Origin of the sequence: Bradyrhizobium lablabi, assembly GCF_018129385.1 — a bacterium.
Lineage (GTDB): Bacteria > Pseudomonadota > Alphaproteobacteria > Rhizobiales > Xanthobacteraceae > Bradyrhizobium > Bradyrhizobium lablabi_C.
Window position 1 is genome coordinate 1 of sequence record NZ_JAFCLN010000027.1, and the last position, 17,367, is coordinate 17,367.

At 63.3% G+C, this 17,367-nt stretch carries 16 protein-coding genes and 1 tRNA gene; 12 read left to right on the plus strand and 5 right to left on the minus strand.

Annotation, left to right across the window (positions count from 1 at the left end):
• Positions 1 to 437 precede the first annotated feature (437 nt).
• From JQ628_RS31670 to JQ628_RS31685, 4 genes are all read left to right on the plus strand, one after another.
• Positions 438 to 1,451, plus strand: a complete 1,014-nt coding sequence (locus tag JQ628_RS31670) for a zinc-dependent alcohol dehydrogenase family protein (protein ID WP_212229755.1) — start codon at positions 438 to 440, stop codon at positions 1,449 to 1,451.
• Positions 1,452 to 1,687: 236 nt separating this feature from the next.
• Positions 1,688 to 2,710, plus strand: a complete 1,023-nt coding sequence (locus tag JQ628_RS31675; RefSeq protein ID WP_212229763.1) for an alpha/beta hydrolase — start codon at positions 1,688 to 1,690, stop codon at positions 2,708 to 2,710.
• Positions 2,711 to 2,920: 210 nt separating this feature from the next.
• Positions 2,921 to 4,315 carry a selenium-binding family protein gene (locus JQ628_RS31680; RefSeq protein ID WP_212229765.1) on the plus strand — a complete coding sequence of 465 codons (1,395 nt, stop codon included), beginning with the start codon at positions 2,921 to 2,923 and terminating at the stop codon, positions 4,313 to 4,315.
• A gap of 38 nt (positions 4,316 to 4,353) precedes the next feature.
• A complete protein-coding gene (locus tag JQ628_RS31685; RefSeq protein ID WP_349628148.1) occupies positions 4,354 to 4,998 on the plus strand; it encodes a hypothetical protein in 645 nt (214 codons plus the stop codon).
• Here the strand turns inward: JQ628_RS31685 and JQ628_RS31690 are convergent.
• A complete protein-coding gene (locus tag JQ628_RS31690) occupies positions 4,981 to 5,712 on the minus strand; it encodes an endonuclease/exonuclease/phosphatase family protein (protein WP_249128668.1) in 732 nt (243 codons plus the stop codon). The genes JQ628_RS31685 and JQ628_RS31690 overlap by 18 nt on opposite strands.
• Positions 5,713 to 5,729: 17 nt before the next feature.
• A complete protein-coding gene (locus JQ628_RS31695; protein WP_349628149.1) occupies positions 5,730 to 7,766 on the minus strand; it encodes a VTT domain-containing protein in 2,037 nt (678 codons plus the stop codon).
• A 242-nt stretch (positions 7,767 to 8,008) separates the two neighbouring features.
• On the opposite strand from JQ628_RS31695, the gene JQ628_RS31700 reads away from it, so the two are divergent.
• The 6 genes from JQ628_RS31700 to JQ628_RS31725 all read left to right on the plus strand — a co-directional run bounded on the left by JQ628_RS31700 (position 8,009) and on the right by JQ628_RS31725 (position 13,565).
• Positions 8,009 to 9,073, plus strand: a complete 1,065-nt coding sequence (locus tag JQ628_RS31700) for a ketopantoate reductase family protein (RefSeq protein ID WP_212229769.1) — start codon at positions 8,009 to 8,011, stop codon at positions 9,071 to 9,073.
• A gap of 140 nt (positions 9,074 to 9,213) precedes the next feature.
• The gene (locus JQ628_RS31705; protein WP_212229771.1) at positions 9,214 to 9,909 is read left to right on the plus strand and encodes a hypothetical protein; all 696 of its coding nucleotides are present in this window, start codon (positions 9,214 to 9,216) and stop codon (positions 9,907 to 9,909) included.
• Between the two features lie 49 nt (positions 9,910 to 9,958).
• Positions 9,959 to 11,038 carry a M48 family metalloprotease gene (locus tag JQ628_RS31710; protein WP_212229773.1) on the plus strand — a complete coding sequence of 360 codons (1,080 nt, stop codon included), beginning with the start codon at positions 9,959 to 9,961 and terminating at the stop codon, positions 11,036 to 11,038.
• Between the two features lie 95 nt (positions 11,039 to 11,133).
• Positions 11,134 to 12,861, plus strand: coding sequence for an ATP-dependent Clp protease adaptor ClpS (locus tag JQ628_RS31715; RefSeq protein ID WP_212229775.1), 1,728 nt, complete (start codon positions 11,134 to 11,136; stop codon positions 12,859 to 12,861).
• Between the two features lie 69 nt (positions 12,862 to 12,930).
• Positions 12,931 to 13,167: an antitoxin gene (locus tag JQ628_RS31720; RefSeq protein WP_212229959.1), complete on the plus strand. Its 237-nt coding sequence runs from the start codon at positions 12,931 to 12,933 to the stop codon at positions 13,165 to 13,167.
• Positions 13,164 to 13,565: a type II toxin-antitoxin system VapC family toxin gene (locus JQ628_RS31725; RefSeq protein ID WP_212229777.1), complete on the plus strand. Its 402-nt coding sequence runs from the start codon at positions 13,164 to 13,166 to the stop codon at positions 13,563 to 13,565. The genes JQ628_RS31720 and JQ628_RS31725 overlap by 4 nt, the downstream gene beginning before the upstream one ends.
• 60 nt (positions 13,566 to 13,625) lie before the next feature.
• Here JQ628_RS31725 and JQ628_RS31730 read toward each other — a convergent pair whose 3' ends face one another.
• On the minus strand, positions 13,626 to 14,231 hold the full coding sequence (locus tag JQ628_RS31730) for a hypothetical protein (protein WP_212229778.1): 606 nt from the start codon (positions 14,229 to 14,231) through the stop codon (positions 13,626 to 13,628).
• A 175-nt stretch (positions 14,232 to 14,406) separates the two neighbouring features.
• Here JQ628_RS31730 and JQ628_RS31735 point away from each other — a divergent pair, with 175 nt between their 5' ends.
• Positions 14,407 to 14,868, plus strand: coding sequence for a hypothetical protein (locus JQ628_RS31735; protein WP_212229780.1), 462 nt, complete (start codon positions 14,407 to 14,409; stop codon positions 14,866 to 14,868).
• The gene (locus JQ628_RS31740; protein ID WP_212229782.1) at positions 14,865 to 15,056 is read left to right on the plus strand and encodes a hypothetical protein; all 192 of its coding nucleotides are present in this window, start codon (positions 14,865 to 14,867) and stop codon (positions 15,054 to 15,056) included. Before JQ628_RS31735 ends, JQ628_RS31740 begins: the two co-directional genes overlap by 4 nt.
• Before the next feature lie 146 nt (positions 15,057 to 15,202).
• Here JQ628_RS31740 and JQ628_RS31745 read toward each other — a convergent pair.
• A tRNA-Arg gene (locus tag JQ628_RS31745) sits at positions 15,203 to 15,279 on the minus strand.
• Between the two features lie 236 nt (positions 15,280 to 15,515).
• Entirely contained in the window at positions 15,516 to 17,006 is a 1,491-nt protein-coding gene (locus tag JQ628_RS31750; RefSeq protein ID WP_212229784.1) for an ATP-binding protein, read from the minus strand.
• Positions 17,007 to 17,367: the final 361 nt, after the last annotated feature.

Sequence of the window (17,367 nt, forward strand, 5' to 3'; positions counted from 1 at the left end):
ACTTCGCCGTACGCCCTTGCTCAGTCGTCTGCTGAACAAGCGCGTCCACCGCATCCCATCCCAACGTTTGGTGGCGATGGCCAACGCCCCTCCTCGGGGATGAGGTGACGAAACTTATATTTCGGGTTTTCCGAATTAGCAAGTGAAATATTTTTGCACGGCGGTCTGGACAGGTTTTTGCTGATTTGCCCGTCGTGTTGAATTTGTCACACCACCGGCTCTCTCCCCTCATGGTGAGGAGGCGCGCAAGCGCCGTTTCGAACCATGCAGGCCCTGTCTCGTCCGCGGCCGTCCTTCGAGACGCGCGCAAGAGCGCGCTCCTCAGGATGAGGGCGGAGGGTGTGGCTCCCCAACACATGGCTGACTGCTTACCCGTCAACCACAAATCCGCTAGCCTGCATTCAAATGACGCGTGTGCGCCGCAGGGAGAAAACAAATTGAAAGCCTGGGAATTACAGGGACCCGCCGGATTCGACGACATGAAGCTGGTGGAAAAGCCTGTGCCGGTGCCGGGTCCCGGCCAGGTGCTGGTGAAGCTGAAGGCAGCGACGATCAATTACCGCGATTTGCTGACGGTGAAGGGCGGCTACGGTTCGCGGCAAAAGTTTCCGCTGATTCCACTGTCCGATGGCGCGGGCGTAGTCGAAAGCGTCGGCGCCGGCGTGGCGGCCTTCAAGCCTGGTGATCGGGTGACCGGCAGCTTTTTCGAGGGCTGGTTGGGGGGCGAGCCGAGCGAAGCCAAAATGCGCAGCAATCTCGGCGGCGCGCTCGACGGCGTGCTGTGCGAATACCGGGTATGGCCGGCGGCCGCGGTGGTACGTACGCCCGAACATCTGCGCGATGTCGAAGCGGCCTCGTTGCCGTGCGCCGGGCTGACGGCGTGGAGCGCGGTGGTGAAGCTGGGCAACATCAGGCCGGGACAGACGGTGCTGACGCAGGGCTCGGGCGGCGTTTCGCTGTTCGCGCTGCAATTTGCAAAGATGAGCGGCGCGCGCGTGATCGCGACGTCATCCAGCGATGCCAAGATCGAGCGGCTGAAGCAGCTCGGCGCCGACATCACCATCAACTACAAGACCAATCCGGAATGGGGCAAACTCGTGCGGCAGCAGACCGGCATCGGCGTCGACCTCGTCGTCGAAGTCGGCGGCGTCGGCACGCTGAACGAATCGATCCGCGCCGTCAGGATCGGCGGCACCATCGCCTTCATCGGCGTGCTGGCGGGCAAGCCCGATTCCGAATCCCGCCTGCCGCTGATGGTGATGCAGCAGCAGCGGCTGCAGGGCGTCACCGTCGGCTCGGTCGAGGATCTTCAGGCAATGGCAAACGCGATCGCCGCCAACCGGATGAGGCCGGTAGTGGACCGGACGTTTGCGTTCGAGGAGGCAAAGGCCGCATTCGCCCACATGGCGAGCGGTGCGCATTTCGGGAAGGTCGCGATCGAGATCGGGTGAGGCACCGCTCGCCGTCAAGAACTTGATCGTCAGGAACCGGCCGCCGGAGACAGCCGCCCGCGACCACTCAGCCGACGGCGGGTTTCGGATCGTATCCATGCGCGTTGTGCTTCTGTTCGAACTCGTGATGCGATCACGGCTGCGTCGGGTGGGTTCGCCCGCCCTCTTCTCGCCGCCATTCTCTCTCAAGGAACGAGCCGGGGCGTTCAACATGACAGTGTTCCCGAAGGTTCCATGTGATCGTCCAACGTTTGCTGCAACATGCGACGAATGTATCCCGCCGTGGGTTCCTGCGCGGGCTTGCCTCCACAGGCAGCGTGCTCACGCTTGGCGGATGCGCCGGTATGGCCGCGACAGGCACGAGCTTCGATGGTTCGTCGCTCGCAGGTGATCCCTCATTAATCGTCGCAACCACACGCAAGCGGGTGAACGGCGGGCGAGCCAAGCCCTGGTTCGGTCCGGAGCGGGCTTCTGCAATGACTGTTGCGCGGGCGAAGCTGGTGCCGCCCGGCGATGGCCGCCTCACTCTCACCGCCGTCGGACTTGGCGATTGGAGCCTTGATGCAGTTGAGCCCGTGCCGGGCGAGGTCAGCGACCTCTTGGCGCAAGCCGGCGGCGGAGGCGACATCCTGATCTACGTGCACGGTTTCAAGCAGACCTTCGAAACGGCGGCGCTCGATGCCGCGCGCCTCTCCGATGGCATCAGGTTCCGCGGCCGGACGGTGGTGTTCTCGTGGCCCTCCAAGGCCGGGCTGTTCGACTACGCTTATGACCGCGACAGCGCGATGTGGTCGCGCGATCAATTCGAGCGCATGCTCAATTCCATCGTCGCGGCGCCGGGCGGCGGTCGAGTCCACATCGTTGCGCACAGCATGGGAACCATGCTGACGCTCGAAGGCCTGCGTCAGTTCCATGCGCGATATGGCGACAGCGTCGCGGACAGGATCGGCTCCGTGGTGTTCGCCGCGCCCGACATCGACATGGACGTGTTCTCGGCCTCGATCACCCGCATCGGTCCCCTCACCCGCAAGATCACCGTCATCGCCGCGACGAACGATCGCGCGCTGGCGCTGTCGGGGAAACTCGCCGGGGGAATGACGCGGGTTGGCGCCGCCGAGAAGGCCGCCATCGAACGGCTCGGGGTGCGCGTGACCGACGCTTCCGAGGAAGGTTGGGGGATCATCAACCACGATCTGTTTTTGTCGAATGCGGAGGTGCGGCGGACCATACGCCGCTCGATCGATACGACGGCCGCGTGAGCTAGCCGCGGCCTTACTTGAGCAGTGCCAGCAACTTGCAGAGCCGGCGGGCGCAAATCGCCGACACGGCAATTTTTCCTCCGCGATACCCCGCGTTCGGCTAAGATCGTGCCGGGGAAGACTGCCCGATGAAATGCTCCGCGGCCTTTGCAGCTACTTTGGGGCGACCGCGGTTCTCGTTGTTCGACGGATCAAAACCGGGAGCACCGCATGGCAAACTGGAAACCCGACCCCAGCTTCTACCCTTCCCCGCGCATGGCTGCGAAGGCCGCGCCGGAAACCGTGGCTTACGTCGCCGCGTTCGATCCGGACCGCAAGACGCCCGACGCGATCGCGGTTGTCGATGTCGATCCTGCGTCAAGTTCCTATTCAAAGATCATACATACGACGGCGATGCCGAATGCCGGCGATGAGTTGCATCATTTCGGCTGGAACGCCTGCTCCTCCTGCCTGTGTCCCAATGCGCCGCATCCGCATGTCGAGCGCCGCTATCTGGTGGTGCCGGGCTTGCGATCCTCGCGCATTCACATCCTCGACACGAAGCCCGACCCGCGGGCGCCCAAAATCGTCAAGGTGATCGAGCCGGAGGAGGTCGCCGACAAGGCGGGCTACACGCGTCCGCACACGGTGCATTGTGGCCCGGAAGGAATTTACGTCGCCGCGCTCGGCAACCGCGAGGGCAAGGGACCGGGCGGCATCTTCCTGATGGATCACGAGAGCTTTGACGTGCGCGGCCAGTGGGAGATGGACCGCGGCCCGCAATATTTCGCCTATGACGCCTGGTGGCATCTTGGCCACGACACGCTGGTCACCAGCGAGTGGGGTACGCCCGACACGTTCGAGAACGGGCTGATCCCGGAGGTTTTGCTTGGCGCCAGATACGGCCGGCGGCTGCATTTCTGGGATCTGCACAAGCGCAAGCACCTACAGACGATCGACTTCGGCGACAAATATCAGCTCGTCTTTGAGCTGCGGCCGGCGCACAACCCGATCAATGCCTATGGCTTCGTCAACTGCGTGATCAGCCTGGAGAATCTCTCATCCTCGATCTGGACCTGGTACCGCGACGGCGACAAATGGGCGGTGAAGAAAGTGATCGAGATCCCGGCCGAACCCGCCAGCGAGGATGATCTTCCTCCCGTGCTCAAGGGGTTCAAGGCCTGCCCGCCGCTGGTCACCGACATCGACCTGTCGATGGACGACAGGTTCCTCTATGTCGCGTGCTGGGGCACCGGCGACCTCCAGCAATACGACGTCTCCGATCCGTTCAAGCCAAAACTGACCGGCAAGGTGCGCATCGGCGGCATCGTGTCGAAGGCAACGCATCCCGGCGCCAAGAACGGCGGACTCAGCGGCGGGCCGCAGATGGTGGAGATCAGCCGCGACGGGAGGCGCGTCTACTTCACCAATTCGCTGTACGGCGCCATCGATCCGCAATTCTACCCTGATGGCATCGAGGGATGGATGGTCAAGCTCGATGCCGATCCGAAGGGCGGTATCGCCTTCGATCCAAAGTTCTTTGTCGATTGGCCGGCCTCGCACCGGCCGCACCAGGTGCGCCTCGAGGGCGGTGACTGCTCGTCGGACTCCTATTGCTATCCGTGAGCAAACGGCGCCGACGTGAACGCACACGGCCTTGACCGGTGAGTGCCCAGAACGAAGTCTGGCCAATTGTCTGGCCCTGGCTCGCACTCGCCGGCCTTGGGGCGTTTCACGGCCTCAACCCCGCGATGGGCTGGCTGTTCGCCGTTGCGCTGGGGCTTCATCGCCACAGCCGGCGCATGGTGTGGCTTTCGCCGCTGCCCATTGCATTGGGCCACGCGTTCTCGATTGCGGTTCTGGCCGGCGCCTTCGTGCTGGCGGGCCTTGCGATCGACCTGCGTGCCGTCCGCATCGGCGCCGGCCTGATCCTGATCGGCTGGGCACTTTATTATTGGCGCTACGGGCACCGGCATCGCGTGCGCACCGGCATGCAGGCGGGACTGGCGGGGCTTGCCGTGTGGTCGTTCCTCATGGCCAGCGCGCACGGCGCCGGCCTGATGCTATGGCCGGTGCTGATGCCGCTTTGTTTTTCGGGAGGGCCGGAGCCATTTGCCGGCGGCGCATTACCGACTGCCCTGCTCGCGATTGCGGTTCACACCGTGGCAATGCTGATCGTCACCACGGCGATTGCGGTCGCGGTGTATGAATGGATCGGACTCGAAGTCCTCCGCCGCGCGTGGCTCAACGTTGATCTCATCTGGACGCTGGCGATCTTCCTGGCCGGCGGCCTATTGCTGTTCGGCTGAATCCGCTGGGCGCGGAGCAATGCTGCCGTTGCAACGAGGGACGGGGCCGGCAACCCGGGAAAACGCGATGTCGGCGATGACGGGCAGATGGTCCGAATAGGCCCTCGCCTCCCTGTCGGTCCATGCCTTCAGGATGTCGCCGCGCTCGGTGACGTAAATGCGATCGAGCCGAAGGATCGGCAGCCGCGACGGAAACGTGCGCAGCCGCGTACGCACCGGGCAGCGGCCAGCCAGCGCACGCCGCACGGTTTTCACCCAGAACCAGTCGTTGAAGTCGCCGACCACGATCGTGCAGGGATTATCGACCAGTTCGGCGATCGCCCGCGCCTGCGCATGGCGCTCGTGGACGGAGAGGCCCAGATGCGTGGCCACGACAGTGACCTCACCGATCGGCGTATCGATGCGCGCGGTGATCGCGCGGCGCGGCTCCCGTTCCTGATAGGAGACGTCCGTGATCACCGGCTTGGCCGCGAATGGAAATTTGCTGAGCAGCACCTGGCCGTAGCCGCCATCCCGGGTGACGATCGATCGCGCTTCGGCGCGATGCTGGCCCACCACTTCGGCGAGTTTCGCAAAGGGATCGTCGGTGCGGCCGCGCGAATCGACCTCCTGCAAGGCGACGACATCGGGCGACCATTTTTCGATTGTAGCGCTGACGCCTTCGAGATCGAAGTCGGGATTGAGATGGAACGTGCCATGCACGTTCCACGTCATGACACGGATCGTTTCCATCACCGGCCGCGCCCCGCGAGCCATGTCACGACAAACTGCGCACCGAGGCAGACGCCGATCCAGGCCACGATGATCAGGCCCAGCAGCAGCGCGCTCGACCAGGATGCGTTGCGGGCAAAATCCGCGATCTGCGCGCCGAGCGCCGCCATCGTGATGATGCCGGGCGACATTCCGAGCAGGGTGCCGACCATAAAATCGCGCAGGCTCAACTGACTTGCTCCAGCGAGCACGTTGACGAGCGAGAACGGGGCGATCGGCACCATCCGGATCAGCGCGACGGCGACGATTCCCTTGCCGACGATGCGGTTTTGAACACGCAGCGCGCGCTTGCCCAGCAGCGATTGCAGCCGCCGGTGTCCGAGAAAACGGCCGATCATGAACAACAGCAGCGAACTGAGCGTGACGCCGGCGATGGCGCTTACAAAGCCGAGCCAGGGGCCGAGCGCCGCCGCGGTGGCGGCAATGAGCACCAGCACGGGAAACACCACCAGCCCGCCCAGTACGAACGCCGCTACCGCATACAGCGGGGCAAATTGCGATTGCGCCTCGCGCGAGAAGACGCCGGTCATAAAGCCGATATCGGCGTAGGATTTCAGGCCGGTATATTGCCACGCCAACGCGAGGCCGACGAGCGATGCGACGATCGCAGATATCGCCAGCACGGTCCGCACCGTCCACATCTTCTTCGCCGCATGCGTGAGATTGAGCGGCCGCTTCGGGTCGGCGATCGGCTGCACGATTTCGGTCATGGCGCGGATCGAGGCGTTTTCCGGCTCGATCGGAAGGAGCGTTTTGGCGGCGCCGGATGCGGCGTGGCGATCGACGAAGCCGAGCAGATCATGCTCGTCGGCTGCGATCTCCTGCTCGTCAACCCCGCAAAAATGGCCGATCAGCCGGCGGCGGACGCCGCGGATGAATTCGCGGTGCTGTTCGGAGGCGGCCTCGAAAGCGAGATCGCATTCGGAATCGGCGCCCATTGAGCGGTTATTGATGTTGGCCGAACCTATCCGCAAGAAATCGTCGTCGACCATCATGACCTTGCTGTGGACCATGATAGCGGCCGGGCCGGACTCTGGTTCAGTCGTCGAAGGATAGAGAATACGCAACCTGTCGGTTACGCCGGCGGACACGAACGGCACGACAAAGCCGCCACGGCCGCCCTGCATGGCTTGCGATTCAAACCAGGACGAATGCGACCGTGGCGTGACGATCAGAACTTTCAGCGAGGGCACGTCGACCATCCGCTGCGCGAGCGTGCGCGCGATGTCCGCGGCGCTGGTGAACTGGTTCTCGATGTAGATCAGCCGGTTTGCCTTTCCGATCGAGGCTTTGAACAGCCGGAAAATTTCGGTTACCGCGGGCCGGGCAACGGTTGCCACCTCGGTTCTGGCGATGCCGGTCGTGACGTCGCGCGCCTGAACCGCAACCGAGGCCGGCCAGCGATCCCCGCGGGCCGGCTCGCCATGCAGCGGCGTGCAGCCTGCGGCTTCCCACCTTGCGCGGACGATCTCGCCCAGCGCGACCGCCGCCTCGCCGTCGACCATGCATTGAACGTCGTGAAAGGGCGCATAGGGCGCGCCGTGGTGATCGATACGGAGCGGATGGCTGGCGCGATGCTCGCTGGTGTCCCAGCGGCGCACCGTAAGATCGAGGCCGCCCGAAAAAGCCACCGCATTGTCGATGACGACGATCTTCTGGTGCTGCGCCGAGCCGAGCGGAAGGCTGTCATCGAGGCAGAAGCGGATGCGCCCATCGCTTCCTGCGGTGAACTTGTCCAGTGAATTCCATTCGCGTTCGGCGGCATAGAGCGCTGCGAAATTCCAGGACAGGATGTTGATGCGCAACGCGGGCTTGGCCGCGAGCAGCGCCTTGAGAAACGGCCCGAGCGCGATGGGAAATCCGTCGTCAGCCTGACCTGAAGAACCCACCAGGCATGTTTCGCTATGGATGTCCCATCCGATGATTTCCACCTGCCGCTCCGCGAGCAGGAGCGCTGCCCTCAGCGCCGCAAAATATTCGGCAGCATCGTTCAGCACCGCGATGCGGTTTGCCTTGCATCTTCGCCAGACGGTGTCGCCGGGGATGAGGATGGGTGACGTCGTGAGCAGTGATCGCCTGGATGTCCGGGTTGGCCAGCGTTAGCCGGGGAGTTTTCCTCAACGCGCCGCCCTACTCCCGGTTCCTTTTCTGGTATACCAGATGTTGTCATGCCAGCCGACATGCGATAGACACGCCCGCCTTTTAGGGAAATCCAGACATCGTCTGTGAAAGAGAGAGCATGGCGCGCAACATTCTGATCCTTGGGGCCTCGTACGGCTCCCTGCTGGGGACCAAGCTTCTGATGGCCGGTCACAAGGTGACCCTGGTCTGCCGCAAGAAGACGGCCGAGCTCATCAACCGCGACGGCACCGAGGTTCGCATCAAGCTGCGCGACGAGGCGGTGCACCGCGCGATCTTTTCGCGGGACTTGCCGGGCAAGCTGGACGCCACCGAGCCCGGCAATGTCGACATCAAGCGCTACGATCTGGTGGCGCTCGCGATGCAGGAGCCGCAATACACCAACCATACGGTGCGCGTGCTGATGGTGAAGATCGCGGCCGCCGGCCTGCCGTGCCTCTCCATCATGAACATGCCGCCGCTGCCGTATCTGAAGCGGATCCCTTCGCTGGCCGACATGGATCTCGAGGAAGCCTATACCAACGCCTCGGTGTGGGAGCGCTTCAAGCCGGGACTGGTGACGCTCTGCTCGCCCGATCCGCAGGCGTTCCGGCCGCCGGAAGAGGCGGCGAACGTCCTGCATGTGGGCTTGCCGACCAATTTCAAGGCGTCGGCCTTCGAGGACGAAAAACACAACGCGCTGCTGCGCGAGCTGGAAGCCGATATCGACGCGGTGAAGCTCGACGGTCAGGACGTTCCAGTGAAGCTGAAGGTGTTCTCTTCGCTGTTCGTGCCGCTGGCAAAGTGGTCGATGCTGCTGACCGGCAATTATCGCTGCATCACGCCGCACGAGCCGCAGTCGATCCGCGACGCCGTGCACGGCGACCTCAAACAGTCGCAGGCGATCTACGACCATGTTGACGGCATCGCCCGGCAGCTCGGCGCCGACCCGCAGGACCAGGTGCCGTTCGAGAAATACGCCAAGGCGGCGCAGAGCCTGCTCAAGCCGTCATCGGCGGCCCGCGCGGTGGCGAGCGGCGCGCCCTTCATCGAACGCGTGGATTTGCTGGTGAAGCTGATCTCGCATCAACTCGGCACGCCGAACGCCGAGATCGACCGCACGGTCGACATCGTCGACCAGAAGCTGAACGAGAAGATCGTGCAGGGCGGCTCGGGGGCGAACTGAGCATCGCGACCACGCCGCCGAAGTCGCTGCGCCTTCCTTGCACCAGATCAGGAGCCGCCGACCCTTGATCCTGCTTGCACGCCGGGGTTGCGTGTGCTCTGTCCAGCGCTGGCGATCTATGCCGTTTCCGGAGGCTCGGGATGGGATTGTTCGACTGGCTGAAGCCCAAGACACAAAAGCACGGGCCGACTCCGGAGGGGCTTTACGGGGCATTGCCTAAGGGCGCGCATTGGGTGGGCGGGGCCGACCCTGCGGGAGCCCCCGATAAATTCGTCCCCGAGTCCGACGCCTACGTGTTCGATATCGCGGAATGGAGATGGGACACGCAGCTTTGGATCAAAGCTGCAACCGGTTCAGGCGGCAATCCGGCGGGGTTCGGTCTCGTTGTCGCATTATCCGACGGCAGCAATACCGATGCCGTCGAGCTTTGGCAGAGCGGCAGTCGGGGGCCGGTTTTGAAGGAACGCCAGGAATGGACCATTCCTCCTGGCCATCCGACGCGGGAAATGGCGTTGGTCTCGCATGGCGAACAAACCACTCAGCTGCTCCGCAAGCTGGAGCAATGCTTCGGCTATCAGCCGATGACTCATCCGGCCTTGCCCGACAAGAGCGCGGTGATCTGCCAGTTGCTCATGTTGCGGGGGATGGTCGTCCCTGCCGGGGGGCGCTTCACCGCGCGAATGAAGGTTGTGCTTCCGGAGCAGAATGGCTGGGCTTACGCCGAATTTTTCCTGAACATCAATTCTGTCCGCAAACAGATCTGGCTATCGGAAAAATCCAGCGAGTATCGGATTGCAATATTGACGCGGATTTCCGGCGCCGGCGGGGCGGCATGAGTATCCTCTTGCCGAAGCGAACCGGGTTTCGGTTATCCCGTCATTCCCCATGAGACGCCTCGTCCTCAAGGCCATCTTGCGTCTTGGTCGCTACGCAGTCCTTCCCATCGTGGCGGTAGCCGGCGCAGTTTTCGTCGTTTGGCTGATGGCCATCGACCGCTATACGATTCTTGCGCTGGCGACGGCGCCGATCGTTCTCTCCGCAACGCCGGCCGCCATCGCACTTGCGCTTGGAATCCTGTTGCTGCCTTCCCGGAAGGATCGGAGCTTCAAGGCCGACGAAGCGGCTGCTCCGGGCTTGTGGTCGATCTGGAAAGAGCTCGATCACGCGTTTGCCCGGCCGGACCGCACGCTCGTGATCGATGCCAATTTCAACGCGTCGATCCAGGAAGAGAGCCGCTACGCCGGGCTGTTCAGGCGACATGTCACGATGACCGTCGGCCTGCCGCTGCTGATCATTCTGGACGAACGCGCGATCCGCGCCGTCATCGCCCATGAGGTTGCGCATGCACGGCTTCAGCATACGTCGGGAGGCAGCAACCTGTTCGACTTCATCGCGGCGTCGGAGAACGTTCTTTACTACGCCGACCCGGATCGGACGATCACGGGGCGCATCGCCGATGCTCTCCTCCACTCCCTGCTGGAATGGCTTTGGAAGGAATACCTCACGCTGTCACGCGAGAACGAGCTTCAAGCCGATGGAGGCGCGGCGGAGCAGGTCGGACGTGACGAGATGGCACGCGCACTCGTGCTTATGGAGGGCTGCGGCGCACGTCTGTCAGATCTCGTGTACACGCCTTTGGAGAAGGAGATGCTGGGCGCAATCAGGGCGCCGACGCCGCCGCTTCAGCGAATTTTCCGTCATCTGGCAGATATCCGGGCGCCCGACCAACTTCCGGCGGCTGCGGCCGCCGGAAGCCAGAAGCATGAGCAGGAGCCGGACTCGACGCATCCGCCTTTGGGCAAGCGGCTGGCCAACCTCGGATTCAGCGACATCCCGCCATTAGACAAGGTGGAGAGCTCCGCTATCGACCAGCTTCTCTCGCCGGAGGCCGCCAAAGAGCTGCGCACGCGCTTCGACGACGAGTGGGGCAAGAAGGTGGCGCAGTTGGTCGGCGTCGGGGTGTGATGGCCAGCTCGCGGCGTGTCTGGATGCCGAGCGCTTGACTCGGCTTGCCGACCATGTTCTCTTTTTGTTCTTTGGAGTAATACAAGGGTCTTTTCATGCACGAAATTCATGCTGATGCCGGCTCCATCAAGCTGATTATTCATGATGACGAAGATACCCCGATAGAGTTCGTCAGGCTGCTTCTGTGCACAGTGTTCGGCAAGTCGGAGCGGGAAGCCTTCGAATTCACCGCGCGGCTCGAGGACGGAGCGGAGAAAGTCGTCTGCGGTCCTTATCCTGCACCGGTCGCCAGCGCGCTTCTGGAAGCGGCACGCCAGAGTATCGATGCGGCCGGACACGGTTTGCTGATCACGAGCGAGGCGGTGACGGCGAAAGGCGGTTGCGATCTTTGCGGTGAGCCGACGACGAACAAGGAAATCGAGCTTCCCGGCACCGCGGCATGCCTGTGCGACAATTGCCTGTTTGTTGTCAGGCAGGCGTCGGAGGAGATAACGGGCGACCGGTTCAAATTCGTCTGCGTGGCACTGGACTGGCACTTTGCCGGAATTCCGCAGAACCAGCTGGTGACGCGATCCCGGCAATTTCCCGGCCACATGCGCGCCGACGTCCAGGTCGCGATCGACAAATTGTTCGCCTCGCCGCTGCACTTCTTCGGCATTCACGAAGAGTACCGCTACGAGACGCTGGCATTCGCAGCCTTGTGGAAGCAGGGCCGCAACGCGCCCACCATTGCAGCGCCGCAATATCACGACGTGGATATCGGCGAAGCGCAGCCGGTGAAATGCCTGCATAATGGATTGTGGCTCTGCCGCGCCGGCGAGCTCCGCTACGCGATACTGGTATCCTCCCATCGGGAATACGAGCGCGAGGCCGCCCTGCGCATCGAGATGGCAGTACCTGTTGGCGCCGAGGGAGATGCGCTCGTGCAACGCTCGTTCGCCGAGTTGGAAGCCGCGGTGCACGCCGCCCGCTCATACCGCGGCAAGATCCTCTCGCTGGAAGGCGGAGCCGAATATCGGGGCCGCTCGCGGGGAATCACGGTGCACCGGCTGCTGACGGTCGGACGCGACGAGGTGGTCCTACCCGGACAGACACTGAAGCTGCTCGATCGCAATGCGGTGGACTTCGTCTGCAACCGCGAGGCGCTGCGCAAGCTCGGCCAGTCGACGCGCAAGGGCATTTTGCTCTACGGGCCGCCCGGCACCGGCAAGACGCACACGATCCGCTACCTCGCCACCAATCTGCCCGGGCATACGACACTGATCATCACCGCCGAGCAGATCGGCCTGCTCGGCGCCTACATGAATCTGGCGCGGCTGCTACAGCCGACGATGGTGGTGATCGAGGACGTCGATCTGATTGCGCGCGACCGCGAAGAGATGGGCTCCTGCGAAGAGCCGCTGCTCAACAAGCTGCTCAACGAGATGGACGGGCTGAAGGAAGACGCCGACATCCTGTTCGTGCTCACCACCAACCGGCCGGGGCAGCTCGAGAGTGCGCTGGCCGGCCGGCCCGGCCGCATCGACCAGGCGATCGAGGTGCCGCTGCCCGACGAGGTCGGCCGCAGCAAGCTTGTTCGGCTCTACGGCAAGGGCCTATCTCTGAATGCAACGCTCATCGAAGAAACCGTGCGCCGCACCGGCGGCGTCAGCGCCGCCTTCATCAAGGAGTTGATGCGGCGTATCGCGCAAGCCAGCATTTTGCGGGACGGCGGTTCGACGGTCGAAGTGGCCGATCTCGACGAGGCGCTCGACGACATGCTGTTCACCGGCGGCAGGCTTAACGTCAAGCTGCTCGGCGGCGCGCAGAAAATGGCGGATTAACGGTTGAAGTCGGCTTGCAAGATGGGCCTGAATGGCATATGTGTGCGGCATATGCCATTGGAGAGCGGCATGTCGGAACAGAGGCACGTCAGATTATTTCGCAATGGGCGCAACCAGGCAGTCCGCATTCCCGTCGAATTCGAACTGCCGGGCAATGAAGCCATCATGCACCGGGACGGCGATCGCTTGGTGATCGAACCGGTGCGCAAGCGCGGACTGGTTGCTCTTCTCAAATCGATGCAGCCTCTGGCCGAAGAGTTTCCCGAGATCGACGATCCCCCGCCGGCGCGGGAGCGGGCGCTTTGACGCGCTACTTGCTCGACACCAACATCATTTCCGATCTGATCCGGAATCCGCAGGGCAAGGCCGCGAAACGAATCGCCAGGATTGGCGAGGACAACATCTGCACCAGCATCATCGTGGCGGCCGAGTTGCGCTACGGATGCGCAAAGAGCGGCTCGAAGCGATTACTCGATGCGGTCGAGGATCTGCTGGGCGAGATCGAGGTGCTGCCGTTCGATGTTCCCGCCGATGTCGAATATGGCGCCATCCGCACGGAGCTGGAAACAGCAGGAATGCCAATCGGCGGCAACGATCTGTTGATTGCCGCCCACGCCCTCACGGCCGGCGCGACGGTGGTGACCGCCAATGCGGACGAGTTCAAACGTATCCAGGGCCTGAAGGTCGAGAACTGGCTTGCTTAAGGCAAAGCCGGCTGCGCCAGCCTTTCGCGGCGAGCGCGTCCGGTGCAAGATGTGACCGGCTCAGGACGCCAGTTCGAAGTCGAACGCGCCTTCGCCGAGAACCTTTCGCAAGTGTTCGATCCGCCGCCGAGCCAGGGTTACGGATTCGGTCGGGCCGGGAATATAAAAAGGCCGGCCTTCGCATCCAAACTCGAAGACCGCATCGCTTGCGTCGGCGTTCGCATCGCCAAATATCCGCTCCACCGCGGCGAAGTCCCGGTGCGGCGCGAAACCAATCGAATGCGACCAAGCGACAAGATCGCGCAACAGCTTGCGGGCGTAGCCGGGATCGACGGCAACAACCGGCGATGCGGCATCGGCCGCATCCATGTACATCTCGAAGACTTTGCCCTCGATCGATTCGAACATCACATCCTTGACGCCGAGACAGAATACGTCGAGCAGGAACGAGGCCAGTTCGAGCCGGTAAGGGTTAGCGCCTCGCGCCAGAACCAAAGTCCCCATGCCATCGTCGAATACCGATTCGGTAAGGAAGCAATACTGGACAGGCAATTGGGCTGCGTGAAGCACGCGGGCGGGCAAGCTGCTCTCCAACGCCTCTTCGCGTCGCTTCCGCGCCAGTGCCTGGGCTTTCTTCGCGCGCTTCAACGCCATGTTCACCGCCATCGCCCGCTCCCTTTGTGATTCGGAGTGATTCGGTACTTGCGTATGGTAGGAACAACAATTCGGCTGGTAGAGTGGCAAAGTGCAAGAATTCTGGGGGCAACGCCCTCATCGAATTTGAAAAGCGGCATATGTTCCGGCGATTCCACCGTGAACCCAATCGTTTGAGTTGGCGGCGATGAGCGTTTCGGCCGACGCCCTCTACAAAATGTCCGACGTCGCGTTGCTGGCGGCTTATGTCGAGGCGCGGCAACAGTTCGTCGAAAGGAAGTTCGCGCGTGATACGCAGCGGGCGCGACTGGACTGGCTCAGGGCAAAAATGTTCGTCGGCAGCCCGGGCGGGGTCACCGAGCGCAACATGGCGATCGACGTTTCCGAGGAAATCGCGCGCAAGGGCCAGGAGCTGCGCGAGATGACGCGAGAGCTCGATCTGCTGAAGGTCGATGTCGACGTCATCGGGATCGTCATTCGATCCCGCGGCACGACGGCACCGGTCGCCACCCAAGCGGAAGATGGAGTTCACGGCGACGCCGAGCGAAGGCCATTGAGGCGCCTGAGGCATCCTTTGGACGTCAGAGCTCTATGGCCGTCGCATGGGAGCAGGTATCGAGTTGGCTATCTGCGGAAACGGTCTGGGTGACCGAGCCGACGGAGCGCCACGCCGCTGTTCTAGGCAAACTCCTGGCGCTTCCCGGCATCTACGGGAATCTGGTTCCGGATGTACATCTTGCAGCGCTCGCCATCGAGCACAGGCTCACCTTGTGTTTCACCGATGGAGGCTTTGCACGATTCCCGAGCCTGACCTGGCTCAATCCCATTGCTGCGTGAGTGCGGCCCGCCGAAGACCGAGGACGCTTCAATGCCGCTTCGAGGCACACGCTCTTACAACCGGGGAGGTCAGGTCGGCGTGACCCTGCCGCTCCATATTACGGTTCGCGGAGCAGTGCTCCCGGTTTTGTGCTGGATGGCGGAAGTGGCGCGCCCGAAAGGATTCGAACCTCTGACCCCCAGATTCGTAGTCTGGTGCTCTATCCAGCTGAGCTACGGGCGCGTTTTCACGAGGGTAGCGGGCTTGAACGCCCGATGCATCCGATAAAAGGGTCGGAAGACGTCGCGAAAGAGGGCCCTAGCTACCGGCTTCCGGGCTGGTTTGCAAGGTCTGGGTGGCGGCAAAATGCCCATTCGAGGGATACCGGGTGCGTGCGGCGGGCCCGGTAAAATCTCATTCAAATCGCTTCGGGATTCCGCCTTCATCGCTGCGCGATGCCCCGGAATGACGACTGGGCCTTACGCCCGTTGTCGCTCGTTCCGGACGCTCAAAAGTTCCACCGGGCGGTCGGGGATCACGATGCGGAAGGTGGCGCCGATGGTGCCTTCGACGAGCTGGATGCCCCCGCCATGGGCGCGGACCAATTCGGCCGCGATCGCAAGGCCAAGGCCGCTGCCGCCGGGGCGGCCGGAGCTCTGGAACGCCTCGAACAGGTGCTCGCGCGCCTTGGCCGGAACGCCCGGGCCGGTGTCGGCGACTTCCAGGATCGCGACCGAGCCTTCGCGGCGGCCGGTGATGCGGATCTGGAGCGTGGCGGCATCGCTTTTCGGACGGCTCTCCAGCGCCTGTACCGCGTTGCGCACGAGGTTGAGCAGCACGCGGAAAAGCTGGTCGGGATCGGCATCGACGGTCAGCCCGCGCTCGATCGCACTGACCCAGGTGATGGAAGCATCCGCCGCGAGCCCTGCGGATTCGCGCACTTCGGCGGCCACCGGCTCGACCAGCATCATGCGGCGGTCCGGCGAGGCCTCCTGCGCGCGGCCGTAGGACAGCGTCGACTGGCAGAAGTCGATCGCGCGCTCGAGCGAGCGCATCAGCTTTGGCGCAAAGCGCTGCACCCTGGGATCGGGCACGCTGGCGAGCTGGTCGGACAATAGCTGCGAGGACGCCAGCAAATTGCGCAGATCGTGATTGATCTTGGAGACGGCAAGACCAAGCGCCGCGAGCCGGCTCTTCTGCGACAGCATCGAGACAAGGTCGCGCTGCATGTCCGACAATTCGCGCTCGGCGACGCCGATCTCGTCGCCGCGCTGGCTCGGCACGATGATGTGCGCCGAACTCTCCGGGTTTTCGTGGAAGCCGACGAGACTCGCAGTGAGGCGCCGCATCGGCCGCACGAACAGATAATGCAGGGCGAGATAGACGAGCGCGGAGGTGATGCCCGCGATCAGCAGGGAGACCACCAGCACATTGCGGGAAAAGCGATACATCGCCTGCCGCAGCGGCTGCTCGTCGATCACGACTTCGATGAATTGTGCGCTGCCCGGCGCCGGCCCGACGACGCGGATCGCCTGATTGCCGCGCTCCAGCATCACCTCGAACGCGTCCATGATCGCCGACCACGCGCTCATGTCGCGCAGATCGATGTCGCGGTCGATCTTCGGCGGCAGGTCGGCGCTGGCGAGCATGCGGCGCTGCTGGCCCATCTTGATCGCGACGGCGCGCGCACCAATTGAAGTGAGGATCTGCCGCGACAGCGATTCGGGCACCATGCCGAGCGGCGCGGCATCCAGCACCAGCGCGGCGGTGTTGGCCGCAGCGAGGCGGTCGTTGAGACGGTTGACGTGGAAGTTGGCGATGGCGGGCACATAGATCAGCATCCCGGCGATCATCGCCAGCGGGATGGTCAGGAGCAGCAGCTTGCCGGACAGGCCAAGCCGGTGCGGCGCCCTGACGGACGGGTTTGGCCGCGGCGCTTCACCGGACGGCTGATTGTCGTTCTCTGACACGATATCTGCCCTTGATATCCTGATTCAGAGGATGCGGTTGGCCCCCGAACCGGTCAAATTACGGATCGCTAATGTGCGTCCGAAGCCTGATCTAGTGCGGCGTCAGGCCAGCCGCCATGTTCGCCGATTAAAACAACTGTTAATCAGCGTATTGGACACAATTGCGCCCTTTCGAAGAAGCGGAACTGAGGCAACCCGCAACGTTGACGAAAACGGGGCGCTCCCGTATAAGCCGCGCCAATTGTCCGCGATGGCCCGGTTTGACCGGGGGCGGCTCATTTGGGGCCGGAACCGGCCCGTTTGGGTGGCCAGCATCACCGGACTTCATCTCAATTCAGCGGCAGATTGCCTTCTCAGCGGA